Source organism: Streptomyces sp. UW30, assembly GCF_008042075.1.
Taxonomy (GTDB): domain Bacteria; phylum Actinomycetota; class Actinomycetes; order Streptomycetales; family Streptomycetaceae; genus Streptomyces.
Genome location: NZ_RDBN01000037.1, coordinates 791,859 through 804,727 on the forward strand (window position 1 = coordinate 791,859; position 12,869 = coordinate 804,727).

The 12,869-nt window shown below is 72.3% G+C and carries 14 protein-coding genes; 10 read left to right on the forward strand and 4 right to left on the reverse strand.

From position 1 onward, the window contains the following. Positions 1 to 120: 120 nt before the first annotated feature. Both EAO75_RS22220 and EAO75_RS22225 read left to right on the forward strand, forming a co-directional pair. Positions 121 to 1,236: an alpha/beta hydrolase gene (locus EAO75_RS22220; protein WP_147996807.1), complete on the forward strand. Its 1,116-nt coding sequence runs from the start codon at positions 121 to 123 to the stop codon at positions 1,234 to 1,236. 243 nt (positions 1,237 to 1,479) lie between these two features. Beyond that, positions 1,480 to 2,895 carry a hypothetical protein gene (locus EAO75_RS22225; protein ID WP_187284538.1) on the forward strand — a complete coding sequence of 472 codons (1,416 nt, stop codon included), beginning with the start codon at positions 1,480 to 1,482 and terminating at the stop codon, positions 2,893 to 2,895. Positions 2,896 to 2,908: 13 nt separating this feature from the next. Here EAO75_RS22225 and EAO75_RS22230 read toward each other — a convergent pair whose 3' ends face one another. After that, the gene (locus EAO75_RS22230; protein WP_187284539.1) at positions 2,909 to 3,319 is read right to left on the reverse strand and encodes a VOC family protein; all 411 of its coding nucleotides are present in this window, start codon (positions 3,317 to 3,319) and stop codon (positions 2,909 to 2,911) included. Positions 3,320 to 3,716: 397 nt separating this feature from the next. Between EAO75_RS22230 and EAO75_RS22235 the strand changes: the two genes are divergently transcribed. The 3 genes from EAO75_RS22235 to EAO75_RS22245 all read left to right on the forward strand — a co-directional run bounded on the left by EAO75_RS22235 (position 3,717) and on the right by EAO75_RS22245 (position 6,807). Then, complete coding sequence (locus EAO75_RS22235) at positions 3,717 to 5,315, forward strand: ABC-F family ATP-binding cassette domain-containing protein (protein WP_147996808.1); 1,599 nt, start codon at positions 3,717 to 3,719, stop codon at positions 5,313 to 5,315. Positions 5,316 to 5,650: 335 nt separating this feature from the next. Next, positions 5,651 to 5,872, forward strand: coding sequence for a helix-turn-helix domain-containing protein (locus EAO75_RS22240; RefSeq protein WP_004002281.1), 222 nt, complete (start codon positions 5,651 to 5,653; stop codon positions 5,870 to 5,872). Positions 5,873 to 6,003: 131 nt separating this feature from the next. Then, a complete protein-coding gene (locus tag EAO75_RS22245) occupies positions 6,004 to 6,807 on the forward strand; it encodes an enoyl-CoA hydratase/isomerase family protein (protein ID WP_147996809.1) in 804 nt (267 codons plus the stop codon). A gap of 258 nt (positions 6,808 to 7,065) precedes the next feature. On the opposite strand, the gene EAO75_RS22250 is transcribed toward EAO75_RS22245, so the two are convergent. Further along, positions 7,066 to 7,791, reverse strand: coding sequence for a nucleopolyhedrovirus P10 family protein (locus tag EAO75_RS22250; protein WP_147996810.1), 726 nt, complete (start codon positions 7,789 to 7,791; stop codon positions 7,066 to 7,068). 89 nt (positions 7,792 to 7,880) lie between these two features. Here EAO75_RS22250 and EAO75_RS22255 point away from each other — a divergent pair, with 89 nt between their 5' ends. Genes EAO75_RS22255 through amaP form a run of 5 tightly spaced genes read left to right on the forward strand, consistent with a single transcriptional unit; the run spans position 7,881 to position 10,263 of the window. After that, positions 7,881 to 8,354 (forward strand): Asp23/Gls24 family envelope stress response protein, encoded by a 474-nt coding sequence (locus EAO75_RS22255; RefSeq protein WP_147996811.1) that lies wholly within the window; start codon positions 7,881 to 7,883, stop codon positions 8,352 to 8,354. A 52-nt stretch (positions 8,355 to 8,406) separates the two neighbouring features. Continuing rightward, positions 8,407 to 8,598 carry a hypothetical protein gene (locus EAO75_RS22260; RefSeq protein WP_147996812.1) on the forward strand — a complete coding sequence of 64 codons (192 nt, stop codon included), beginning with the start codon at positions 8,407 to 8,409 and terminating at the stop codon, positions 8,596 to 8,598. Further along, positions 8,595 to 9,002, forward strand: a complete 408-nt coding sequence (locus tag EAO75_RS22265; RefSeq protein ID WP_147996813.1) for an Asp23/Gls24 family envelope stress response protein — start codon at positions 8,595 to 8,597, stop codon at positions 9,000 to 9,002. The genes EAO75_RS22260 and EAO75_RS22265 overlap by 4 nt, the downstream gene beginning before the upstream one ends. Continuing rightward, a complete protein-coding gene (locus EAO75_RS22270) occupies positions 8,999 to 9,679 on the forward strand; it encodes a DUF6286 domain-containing protein (protein WP_147996814.1) in 681 nt (226 codons plus the stop codon). The genes EAO75_RS22265 and EAO75_RS22270 overlap by 4 nt, the downstream gene beginning before the upstream one ends. Next, on the forward strand, positions 9,676 to 10,263 hold the full coding sequence (amaP, locus tag EAO75_RS22275; protein WP_187284541.1) for an alkaline shock response membrane anchor protein AmaP: 588 nt from the start codon (positions 9,676 to 9,678) through the stop codon (positions 10,261 to 10,263). The genes EAO75_RS22270 and amaP overlap by 4 nt, the downstream gene beginning before the upstream one ends. Positions 10,264 to 10,284: 21 nt before the next feature. Here amaP and EAO75_RS22280 read toward each other — a convergent pair whose 3' ends face one another. Both EAO75_RS22280 and EAO75_RS22285 read right to left on the reverse strand, forming a co-directional pair. Next, positions 10,285 to 11,040, reverse strand: coding sequence for an SDR family oxidoreductase (locus EAO75_RS22280; protein ID WP_147996816.1), 756 nt, complete (start codon positions 11,038 to 11,040; stop codon positions 10,285 to 10,287). 5 nt (positions 11,041 to 11,045) lie between these two features. After that, a complete protein-coding gene (locus EAO75_RS22285) occupies positions 11,046 to 12,833 on the reverse strand; it encodes a glycoside hydrolase family 15 protein (RefSeq protein ID WP_147996817.1) in 1,788 nt (595 codons plus the stop codon). Positions 12,834 to 12,869: the final 36 nt, after the last annotated feature.

Below are 12,869 nucleotides of genomic sequence, written 5' to 3' on the forward strand. Positions count from 1 at the left end.
GGATGCGGCAGATGCCCCGCCGCGTACTTCAGTCCGCCACCGCGCCCCGAGCGTCCCCCGGCCTCACCCCGAGTCGCCCTCCCACTGGCCGCTCCTCCCGTCCGCCCGGACACTGGAGGGGTGCGCACTGTCAAAGCGACGGCCGCTGCCGTCACCGTGGCTCTGGCCGCCGGCGCCGCGAGCGTCGCCGCCGGGCGGCTCGCCAGTGGGGCCGCGCTGACGGCTCCCGCCGGCAGGCCCCTGCCCACCGAACCCCGGCTCACCGTGCACGCCACGGCCGCCGGCCAGATCGCGCTCACCCGCCATCTGGCCTCGCTGCGCCCCGGCATCTACGGCCTCTCCGGCGACGGCTCGCACGCGGTCGTCGGCCCCGTCCTCGCCGCGGCGAAACACTCCGCCGACACCGTCGTACGCCGACTCGAACGCGTCACCCACGGCACACTCCAGCCCGGCGACAGCGTCTGGCTCACCCCGAACGTGCACGTCGGCAATCCGAGCGCCGCCCTCGGCCTCGACCACGCCGACGTCGACATCCCCGGCGAACTCGGCTCCCTGCCCGCGTGGTTCGTCCCCGCCGCACGGGACACCTGGGTCATCGCCGTGCACGGCCTCGGCACCACCCGCGAACACGCCATGAACGTCATGGAGTTCCTGGCCGGCCGCCACTTCCCGGTCCTCGCCCTCGCCTACCGAGGCGACCTCGGCGCACCCCGCCCGTCGGACGGGCTGAACCACCTCGGCGAGACCGAGTGGCGGGACCTGGACGCGGCGATGCGCTACGCCGTGCGGTACGGCGCCAAGCAACTCGTCCTGCTCGGCTGGTCCACCGGCGCGACGATGGCGCTGCGCGCCGCAGCGCGCTCGGGGCTGCGCGACCGGATCTCCGGCCTCGTGCTGGACTCCCCGGTGCTCAGCTGGGAAGCCACCCTGCGCGCCCTCGCCACGGCCCGCCACACGCCGAGCGCGCTGCTGCCGCTCGCGGTCCGCGCGGCACAGGGCCGCACCGGCCTGAACATCGACGGCCAGGCCCTCGCCCCCCTGACGGTGCCGACGCTAGTCTTCCACGGCCCCGACGACCGGGTGGCCCCCTGGGCCCTCTCCCGCCGCCTCGCCGACGCCCACCCCAACCTGGTGACCCTCCAGCGGGTCGATCGAGCCCCCCACGCGGCCATGTGGAACGCCGACCCCGAGTCCTACGAGGAGTCACTGCGCCGCTTCATGACGCCGCTCATGTGATGTCCCTCGGTGTGCGGCGGCCCGGGCTGCCGGTGCGTCGCCGGTGCGGCCGTCCCTCCGCTCCCCGTCACCCCCCTCGGCGACACCCCCTTCCGCACCGGTCGGACAGATTCCGTTTAAGCCCGTACCAGTGGCCTGTTATCGGTCCTCCGCCGCTCGCCGGACCCCGTGCGTTGGCCATCCCCGTCGCCCCTCGTGACATTCCGTTTGGGTTTTCGGACCGTCAACCGGAAGACTGCACCCGTGACGTCCCGTATCCCGCGCGACTCCAGGCTTCGACTCGTCCGCCCGCGACCCCTGGCCGCCGCCCCCAGAGCTGTGAACCAGCGGCGCCCACGCCGCCCCGCACCGCGCCCCCCGGAGGGCACACCGGCCCGCGCCGAGCTGGCCAGAATGGCTCGCTCGGGTCTGGCTGCCGCGGCCCGCGTCGCCCACTGGGCCGACACCGCACTGAGCCCCGGCCGGGGCGGCACGCACTCCGACGGCCAAGGCACCCTCTCCGACGCGACCGCCGAACGGGCGGCCGGTGACCTGGGCCTGACCGTGGCTCAGGTACGCGCCGACTGGGACACCGCGCGGCTCGCCGGTCTCGTCGAGGTGCACGGCGACAGCGCCCGCCCCGGCTGGCGGCTGCGCGCCTGGGACCGCGACGACAGCGCCGTACTGCGTGGCTGGGTCGCCCTCTTCGACGCCTGGTCGCTCGCCCACCCCGAACCCGACCACCTCGAACACGGTGCCGTCGCCGACGTCGTCTCGGCCCTGCCCCAGGTGCTCTCCTTCCTCCAGCTGTCCGCCGGGCCCGTCCCCGTCGAGCAGCTCCTGGACCTGCTGGAGCAGCGCGTCACCGAGCTGCGCACCGAGAGATGCGAGATCGCCTACGGGCCGCAGCCCGAGCCGGTCGTCGCCCCGGCCAGCACCCCGGCCGCCGTCGAGGACACGCTCCTCGCCCCGCTCCTCGACTGGGCCCTGCACGCCCTCACCTCCGTCGGCGCCCTCACCTGCGGCGACGGACAGGCCACGCTCACCCCGCTGGGCAGCTGGGCGGTCTGGGTCAAGCTGGAGCAGATCTGCGTCGCCGCCCAGAGCCCCGCCGGGAACATCGAGCAGGCGGCCGAGGACATGCTCCGCGGCTGCGCCCAGCTCCGCCCGAACGCCGCCCGCGACGAGTACCGCGCCTGGCTCGCCGCCCGCCCCGTCGGCAGCGCCGTCACCGAACTCCTCGGTGCCGCCCGCGGCGACGACGCCCTCCTGCGCGGCCTCGCCTTCGAGGCCCTGCGCGTCGTCGGCGCCCCCGCCGAGCCCGACGTACACGCCGTCGTCGACGAGCCCACCCTGCGGCCGTACGCCCTGCTGTGGCTCGCCGAGCACGACGGCGTCGACCCCGAGGACGCCCACGAGGTGCTCACCCGGGAAGAGGCCACCTGGCTGTGGGTCGACACCGCCGCCGCCGTCGCCGACCACGGTGAGGCCCCGATGCTCGTACGGCACCTGGAGTCCGCGCTCCAGCCGACCGTGCCCGCGCTCCTCACCGAGGTGCGCGCCGTCGGACATCCCCGCACCGTTCAGGTCCTGGTCGCGCTCGCCGCCGCGCACCCCGACCCGGCCCTCGCGAAAGCCGTGCGCCGCGCCGCCTTCCAGGTGCACACCGGGGGGAGCTGAGCCGGACCGGCGCTCAGCCCTTGATCTCGGGGGCGTACGTGCCGAAGCTCCACACATTGCCCTCCAGGTCCCGGGCCATGTAGTCCCGCGAGCCGTAGTCCTGGTCCGTCGGGGGCATCAGGATCTCCGCGCCGTGCTCCACGGCCCGCCGGTGGTGTGCGTCGACGTCGTCCACGACGACGTACACCCCCGTCGTGCCCTCCCGCATCGCCTTGTCGAAGGTGCTGCCGGTGCCCTTCGAACCCAGCATCACCGCGCCGTTGCCCTGCACCAGCTCGGCGTGCGCCACCGAGCCGTCCTCGCCCTCGTACACCGCGAGCTCCGTGAACCCGAAGGCCTCCGTGAGCTGCTTGATCGCCGCCTTCGCGTCCGCGTACCGCAGCGTCGGATAGATACTCGGACGCCCGCCGCTCGTGCCTGCCATGCCGATCACCCCTTTGTGATCAATCGCCGTGGTCCACAGCCGGCGACCGCCGACCCTCGACCGGATTTCGAGCCGCTGCCCAGTCTTGCAGCGGCCACTGACAACGGCCCGTGAGCAGCGCCCGGGACTCCGGCGGAAGTGCCGAACGGGGGAGAGGCGCCCGGCGCCTTGCCGTGCACCGCACGTGCCGAACATCACGGCAGGAGGCCCCTCATCGCCCAGTCCTGCCCCGACGTGCCCTGGACGGGCGGGCGGTCCGGTCCGAACACCCGATCCCAGAAAAAGTGGTTGCACGGCCCCGTTAGACTGGCCTCATGGCCATTCTCCTCGCGCATTAGACGGCGGGAACGTCCTCAGCCGCCCATCCCGCCACCTTCCCTCGCCTTGGAGTCTGTCCGTGATCTCCGCCTCCGGTATCGAGTTGCGCGCCGGTGCGCGCGTCCTCATCGAGTCCGCGACCTTCCGCGTCGCCAAGGGCGACCGCATCGGTCTGGTCGGTCGTAACGGCGCCGGCAAGACCACCCTCACCAAGTGCCTCGCCGGCGAGGGCATCCCCGCCGGCGGCAACATCACCCGCTCCGGCGAGGTCGGCTACCTCCCGCAGGACCCCCGCACCGGCGACCTCGATGTCCTCGCCCGCGACCGCGTCCTGTCCGCGCGCGGTCTGGACGTACTGATCCGCAAGATGCGTGACAACGAACAGCGCATCGCCAACGGCCAGGGCGCCACCCGCGAGAAGGCGCTCAGGCAGTACGAGCGCCAGGAGACGGAGTTCCTCACCAAGGGCGGTTACGCCGCCGAGGCCGAGGCCGCCACCATCGCCGCCGCGCTGAACCTGCCCGACCGGGTGCTCGGCCAGCCGCTGCACACGCTCTCCGGCGGTCAGCGCCGCCGTATCGAGCTCGCCCGCATCCTGTTCTCCGACGCGGACACGCTCCTGCTCGACGAGCCGACCAACCACTTGGACGCCGACTCGATCGTCTGGCTGCGGGACTACCTGAAGACCTACCGCGGCGGCTTCATCGTGATCTCCCACGACGTCGACCTGGTCGAGACGGTCGTGAACAAGGTGTTCTACCTGGACGCCAACCGCGCCCAGATCGACGTCTACAACATGGGCTGGAAGCTCTACCAGCAGCAGCGCGAGGCCGACGAGAAGCGCCGCAAGCGCGAGCGGCAGAACGCCGAGAAGAAGGCCGCCGCGCTGCACTCGCAGGCCGACAAGATGCGCGCGAAGGCCACCAAGACGGTCGCCGCGCAGAACATGGCCAAGCGCGCCGACCGGCTGCTCGCCGGACTCGAAGCGGCACGGGTCTCCGACAAGGTCGCCAAGCTCCGCTTCCCGGAGCCTGCCCCCTGCGGCAAGACGCCGCTGACCGCCGAGGGTCTGTCGAAGTCGTACGGCTCCCTGGAGATCTTCACCGACGTCGACCTGGCCATCGACAAGGGGTCCCGGGTCGTCATCCTCGGCCTCAACGGCGCCGGCAAGACCACCCTGCTCCGGCTCCTCGCCGGTGCGGAGCAGCCCGACACCGGCGCTGTCATCCCCGGCCACGGCCTCAAGATCGGCTACTACGCCCAGGAGCACGAGACCCTCGACCCGGAGCGCTCGGTCCTGGAGAACATGCGCTCGTCCGCCCCCGACCTGGACCTCGTCGAGGTCCGCAAGGTCCTCGGTTCGTTCCTGTTCTCCGGCGACGACGTCGACAAGCCCGCCGGTGTCCTCTCCGGCGGCGAGAAGACCCGCCTCGCCCTCGCCACCCTCGTGGTGTCGTCGGCGAACGTCCTCCTGCTCGACGAGCCCACCAACAACCTCGACCCCGCCAGCCGCGAGGAGATCCTCGGCGCGCTGCGCACCTACAAGGGCGCCGTCGTCCTCGTCACCCACGACGAGGGCGCCGTCGAGGCGCTCCAGCCGGAGCGGATCATTCTGCTGCCGGACGGCGTCGAGGACCTGTGGGGCGCCGACTACGCCGATCTCGTCGCCCTCGCTTGATCGAATGCGTGATCAACAGGCTATGGATCATTCGGCCCATCGGTGATCCATCATCTGTGTGAGATCTCCTCGTACCGAGGTGTGTGCTACATCGATTTCGCGGCCGAGTCCTTTATCGACAAGGGCTCGGCCGTCGTGTTGCTCTGACCTGGGGCTTCGTAAAAGAACCCGTTCGGCCGTACGGACAAGGTGCAGCGGAATTCGAGATTCCGCATGTGGGGATGCGCTCCTGTCGTCACAACCATGTCTCACGGACCTTGCCGAATGGGTGGCCATGAAGCCCCGGAGGGGTGATCATGAGGAGACCAGAGCGCACTTCCCATGAGGAGGCACGGGTGGCCGAGACTCTGAAGAAGGGCAGCCGGGTAACCGGCGCCGCGCGCGACAAGCTCGCGGCAGACCTGAAGAAGAAGTACGACTCCGGTGCGAGCATTCGGGCGCTGGCCGAGGAAACCGGTCGCTCGTATGGCTTCGTACACCGGATGCTCAGCGAATCGGGCGTCACGCTCCGTGGGCGTGGCGGGGCGACGCGGGGCAAAAAGGCCGCATCGTCCTGAGCCCGGGCGGCCCATCGGCTTCGATGGTGGCCACCCGGTCGGTTGTCTGATCGACCGGGTGGTTACTGTGCAGTCACTTAGTGGATGCCCTCCGGGCATCCCGCGATGACCGCACGCATCGGAGGCACCCCATGGCTTCGCCCGACCAGGACTTCGCTCCCCTGCTCGACAAGAACGGCGTACGGCTCACCGTCGACGGCGCGATCGCCACGGTGACGCTGACCAACCCGGCCAAGCGCAATGCACAAAGCCCCGCCATGTGGCGGACGCTCGCCGAGGCCGGGCGGGTTCTGCCGGGCAACGTGCGGGTCGTTGTGCTGCGCGGCGAGGGCAAGGCCTTCTCCGCCGGACTCGACCGGCAGATGTTCACGCCCGAGGGGATCGAGGGCGAGTCCTCCTTCATGGATCTCGCGCGCAGCAGCGACGGTGAACTCGACGCTGCCATCGCCGAGTTCCAGGAGGGTTTCACCTGGTGGCGGCGTAACGACCTCGTGTCCATCGCCGCCGTGCAGGGGTACGCCATCGGGGCGGGCTTCCAGCTCGCGCTCGCCTGTGACATGCGCGTCGTCGCCGACGACGTGCAGTTCGCCATGCGCGAGACCAGCCTCGGGCTGGTGCCGGACCTGACGGGCACGAATCCGCTCGTCGGTCTGGTCGGCTACGGCCGCGCGCTGGAGATCTGTGTGACGGGGCGCTTCGTGCTGGCCGAGGAAGCTGTGAACAGCGGACTCGCCAACCTCGCGGTGCCCGCCGACCAGCTCGACGACGCCGTACGCGATCTGGCGGGGGCGATCGTGGCCGCGCCGCGCGACGCTGTCGTCGAGACCAAGGCGCTGATCCGCGGTGCCTTGGACCGCACGTACGACGAGCAGCGCGGTGCCGAGCGGGCCGCGCAGGCGCGACGGCTGCGGGATCTGGCCGGCCACGGCGACTAGGGCCTGGTGAGGCCAGGGCCTGTCCGGCGGATCGGGCCGGCTGCAAGTAACGGCATCTCATCAGCCCAGATGGGCGTGCCGGGCCCCGCGACGCCGGCATGATCCGCCGGACAGGCGCCGGCGCTCCGCCGGCAGTGCCGCGTCATGTCGTCGCTCGTCCGCGGCGCCGCCGTGGCCGGTCGCGCGGTTCCCCGCGCCCCTGGGCGGCGCTGCCGATCCGCAGTGGACTTCGCCTGCCCTGTTCGGGCCGCCTGCCGGTCAGCCGACGGCCGTCACCAGCACGGCCACCGTCGGATGATCCGCCAGCGCCTCGCGCACCCTCCTGCGGACCTCCCGGGCCACGTCCAGGGCCCGGTGGTCCCCGCGCACCGCGATCTCCACGCGCACATGCCGGTACGGCAGTACGGCCGTGCCGTGCCGCTTCTCGATGTGCACCGCCTGCCCCAACCCGCCCAGGGTGCAGGTCAGTTCACTCACCCCCGGGACCGCCAGGGCCGCGGCGGCGACGCGCTCCTCGTCGCCGGCCTCGGGCTTGGTGGCCTGCGCCGGCTCCGGCTGCCGTACGGACGCGGGTTCGGCGTCCTCGTCGAGCAGGGCCGTCACCCTCAGATCCACCTCGGTCACCTCCAGCCCGAGGCGTTCCGTGGCCGCTGCGGCCAGCAGGGCGCGCAGCCGGTCCGCCGTTGCCGGCAGCGGCTCGGCCGCCGTCGCCGCGAAGTCGGCCGTCACCCGCAGCGGGCCCGGCGGCAGCGCGCTCGGCGGTGGCAGTACGGCGGCCTCGCCGGCGTGCTCCGGGTCGCTGAGCGCGATCCGCAGTGCGTCGAGGCGTACCCCGCGCATGACCATGGCCGCGCGCCGCAGTACCGCCTCGGCCGCCTCCTCTGAGATCCACACGCCGTCGTGCGCGCCGCCCAACGGCAGCAGCCTTCCGAGCCCCACCTGATGCCGCCGCACTTCCTGCGTCCACCGGTTCGCCGTCGTCATTCCTCCAGCCTGCCGCATCCGCGGAGCATGGTGCGGCAACCGCGCTTACGGTGGTCGAAGGAACGACAAACCGAAAGGGACGTACGGCGATGACCGACATGGAGCAGAACCGGACGCAGAACCCTGAGGAGACCGTGGCGTCGGCGCGCAGGACCACCAAGCGCGGCGGCGGGGACCCGGCCGGGCGCGGGCGGACCACCATCGCCGACGGCGTGGTCGAGAAGATCGCCGGCATGGCGGCCCGCGACGTGGTCGGCGTGCACGCGATGGGCAGCGGGATGAGCCGTACCTTCGGCGCCGTACGGGAACGGGTGCCCGGCACGGCGAAATCCGTGACCCGCGGCGTCAAGGTCGAGGTCGGCGAGGTGCAGACCGCCCTCGACCTGGAGATCGTCGTCGACTACGGCGTGTCGATCGGCGACGTGGCGCGAGCCGTTCGGGAGAACGTGGTCGCCGCCGTCGAGCGGATGACGGGACTCGAAGTCGTCGAGGTCAACATCGCGGTGAGTGATGTGAAGCTTCCCGAGGAAGAGGAAGAAGAGCCGGAGTCGCGGATCCAATGACATCCGGATCCGGTGAGGCACCGGCGCCACCGGCAACCGAACGGAGTGCACCATGAGCAAGGCCTTGCTCGGCATGATCGCCGGCATGGTGCTGGGCTTCGCCGGGTACTTCGGCGGGTTCGGCGCCTTCCTGCTGGTGGCGGCGCTGGGCGCGATCGGGTTCGGCGTCGGCTGGTTCCTGGAGGGCGACTACGAACTCGGCGACTTCTTCCGCCCGCGTGACGGCCGACGCGACCGGCGGTGACGTCCGTGAGCGCGCAGGCCACGGAAACAGGCGGACCGGCGACCGTCGTCCCGGCCGGTGAGCGCGGGGCGACCCGGATCGCCGACCGTGTCGTCACGAAGATCGCCTCCCAGGCGGCGCGCGAAGCCGTGGGGCCGCTGCCCAAGGACGCCGCCCGGCCCTACGCCCATGTCGTCGTGCGCCCCCAGGCCGCGCAGGGGACCACCGTCGACGCGGCCCGGGTCCGCGTCCACGTCGAGCTCGCATACCCCACCGACATCGGCTCCCGGTGCGCGGCCGTGCGTCGGCGGGTCGTGGAGCGGGTAGGCGCGTTGGTGGGCATGGAGGTGCCCGAGGTCGCCGTGCACGTGGAGCGGCTGCACCCGGCGCCCGGACAGGGCGCGGCACAGGGGAGGACGCGATGAGCGAGTCCCAGGAGTCCGAGGGCACCACACAACGACTCCCGGTCCTGGAGAAGGAGACCGGACCCGAGCCACTCGACCAGTCGGCGTCGGCGGCGGACTACGAGCCGCCGACCGCACTCGACGGCGACGGCGGACGCGAGCGCCGCTTCTGGTCGGCCCGCCGGATCCCGGCCGCGATCACTGCACTCGTGGTGCTGTTCCTCGCGGGCGTCTTCCTGTACGACATCGCGGCCGTGCGGGCCGACCGGGCCGGGATGCGCTGGCGCCGGGGACTGGCCCACCAGCTCGCCGAGCGCCCCCTCGACGACATCTGGGTCCTGGTCGGCGCGGGTGTCGTCGCCGTCCTCGGCCTCTGGCTGCTCGTCCTGGCCGCCACGCCCGGCCTGCGGCAGGTGCTGCCGATGCGCCGCACCCACACCGACGTACGCGCCGCACTCCACCGCGACCTGGCCGCCCTGGTCCTGCGCGACCGGGCCATGGAGATCTCCGGGGTCCAGTCGGTATGGGTGCGGATGGGGCGCAAGCGGGCCGACGTCCGCGCGGTCTCGCACTTCCGCGACCTGGACGACGTACGCACCGACCTGGACGCCACGCTCGCCGACGCGATCAGGGGCCTCGGGCTGTCCCGCCCGCCCGCGCTGTCGGTGCATGTACGGCGACTCGGACGGAAGGGGTGAGGGCCGTGCTCAGGGTGGTCAACCGGGTGCTGATCGGGCTGGTCGGACTGGTGCTGTTCGTGCTCGGCGGCTCGGTGCTCGCCGTGGGACTGGGGGCCCCGGCTCCCTCCTGGTGGATCCACGACGACCGCCACGACGTCCTGCTCAGCGACGCCGAGCGCACGCACTGGCGGGACGACGGCTGGTGGTGGCCGACGGTCATCGCCGTGCTGGCCGTCCTGGTCCTGCTCGCCCTGTGGTGGCTGACCGCGGACCTGCGCCGGCGCCGCCTGGCGGAGGTCCTGGTGGACACCGGGGACGGCGAGGGCGCACTGCTGCGGGGCCGGGCCCTGGAGAGCGTGCTGGCGAGCGAGGCGGCGGGCCTGGAGGGCGTCCAACGCGCCCACGTCCACCTGACGGGCCGGCGCAGCACTCCGGAGACCCGGGTACGGCTCCTGCTGGCACCCCACGTCGACCCGGGGACGGCGCTGAACGACCTCACCACCCAGGCCCTCGCACATGCCCGCACCTCAGCGGGCCTCGCGGCACTGCCGACAGAGGTCCGTCTGAAGGGCGTCAAGCACGGTGCCGAAAGGGTCAGTTGACCGGCCGCCCGGCCCGACCGCTCAGAACCCGTGCCGCATCCCGCCGTCCACCGGCAGCATGATCCCCGTCAGATAGGACGCGGCCGGCGACAGCAGGAACGCCGCCGCGCGTCCGAACTCCTCCGGGTACCCGTACCGCCGCAACGGAATGCGCGCGGCGTTCGCGGCCCGGGTGGCCTCCGGGTCCGCCGACAGTCCGTCCAGCTCCCGCACCCGGTCCGTGTCGATACGGGCCGGCAGCAACCCGACCACCCGGATCCCCCGCGGCCCCAGCTCGTCCGCGAGCGACTTGGCGAACCCGGCGAGCCCGGGCCGCAGCCCGTTCGAAATGGTCAGCCCGGGAATCGGCTCATGCACCGACCCCGACAGCACGAACCCGATCACGCCGCCCTCGTCGAGCTCCGCCGCCGCGGCCCGGGCGAGCCGCACCGCGCCGAGGAACACCGAGTCGAACGCCGTCTGCCACTGCTCGTCCGTGTTGTCCGCGACGAACCCGGCCGGCGGCCCGCCGACGCTCACCAGGATGCCGTCGAACCCGCCGAAGGCGTCGCGGGCGGCGGCGATGAGCCGGGCCGCGGCGTCCGGCTCGGCGTTGGCGACGGCCACCCCGACCGCGTTCGGCCCCAGTTCGGCCGCCGCGTCGGCGACCCGCTTCTCGTCCCGGCCGGTCACCACGACCTTCGCCCCGTCGGCCACCAGCTCACGCGCCGCCGCGTTGCCCAGCCCACGAGTGGCCCCCGTGACGACGTACACCCGGTCCTTCAGTCCAAGATCCATGGCCTCTATCCTGCCCCCTCGGCCCCGAACAGGGCGAGGGCCGTGTTCACCAGGCCGATGTGGCTGAAGGCCTGCGGGAAGTTGCCGAGTTGGCGGCCGGAGACGGGGTCGTACTCCTCGGCCAGCAGGCCCACGTCGTTGGTGAGCCCCACCAGCCGGTCGAAGAGTTCGCGTGCCTCGTGTGTACGGCCCGTTATGTGCAGCGCCTCCGCGAGCCAGAACGAGCAGGCCAGGAACGTGCCCTCGCTGCCGGTCAGCCCGTCGACGGTCGTCTCGTCGGTGCTGTAGCGCAGCAGGAAGCCCCGGTGGCTGAGCTCGGTGCGGATCGCGTCGATGGTGCCGATGACGCGCGGGTCGTCGGGCGGCAGGAAGCCGACGCGCGGGATGAGCAGCAGGGCGGCGTCCAGTTCCCGGGAGCCGTAGGACTGGGTGAAGGTGTTGCGCTCGGGGTCGTAGCCCTGCTCGATCACCTCGCGGTGGACCTCGTCGCGGAACTCCCGCCAGCCGCTCAGGTCGCCCTCCAGCCGCGGGTTCCTCTCCAGGGTGCGCACCGCCCGGTCCGCGGCCACCCACACCATCACCTTCGAGTGCACGAAGTGGCGTCGGCCGCCGCGCACCTCCCACAGCCCCTCGTCGGGCTGGCGCCACTGCGAGCGCAGCCACTCGACGAGGGCGACCTGGATGGCCCACATGTGCGGCTTGGTGGGCAGCCCCGCGTCCCGTGCCAGCGCCAGCGTGTCCATGACCTCGCCGTACACGTCCAACTGGAGCTGTTCCACGGCCTGGTTGCCGATGCGTACGGGGGCGGAGCCCGCGAATCCGCACAGCCACGGCACCTCGAACTCGGGCAGCCGGCGCTCGCCCGCGATGCCGTACATGATCTGGAGGTCGGCCGGGTCGCCGGCGACCGCGCGCAGCAGCCAGTCGCGCCAGGCCTCGGCCTCCAGCCGGTAGCCCATCGACAGACCCACGTTCAGGGTGAGGGTGGAGTCGCGCAGCCAGCAGTAGCGGTAGTCCCAGTTGCGCACGCCCCCCAGCTCCTCCGGGAGCGAGGTGGTGGGGGCGGCGACGATGCCGCCGGTCGGCCGGTAGGTGAGGGCCTTGAGGGTGATCAGAGAGCGGATGACGGTGTCGCGGTAGGGGCCCTCGTAGTGGCAGTGCCCCACCCACTTGTGCCAGTCCCGGATGCTGCTGTGCAGTGCCTTGTACGGGTCGATGAGCGGTGGGCGCGGCTCGTGCGAGGGGTGCCAGGTGAGGACGAACGCGACCGTCTCGCCCGCCTCGACGGTGAACTCGGAGTGTGTGCTGAAGTCCTCGCCCCAGGTCCGCACCGCGGGGTCGCTGCGCAGCCAGACCGAGTCCGGGCCGGCGATGGCCACCCGGTGGCCGTGGGACTTGCGCACCCAGGGCACGATCGAGCCGTAGCCGAAGCGCAGCCGCAGGGTGCTGCGCACGGTGACCCGGCCGCTCAGCCCCTCCACGATGCGCACGAGTTCGGGGGCGCGGTCGCGTTGGGGCATCAGGTCGGTGACGCGGATCGCGCCCTCTTCGCTCTCCCACTCGGTGTCCAGCACCAGCGTGTCCGGGCGGTAGGCGCGGCGCGTGCAGGAGCCCTCCGCGTGCTTGGGGGCGATGCGCCAGTGGCCGTTGTCCTCGCTGCCGAGGAGCCTGGCGAAACAGGCGGCCGCGTCGAACCGGGGCAGACACAGCCAGTCGACCGAGCCGTCCCTGCCGATCAGGGCAGCCGTCTGCTCGTCACTGATCAGGGCGTAGTCCTCGATGCGCGGGTGCACGCAATTGCGGGTTCCCCGAGGGCGGGTGGGCCAATC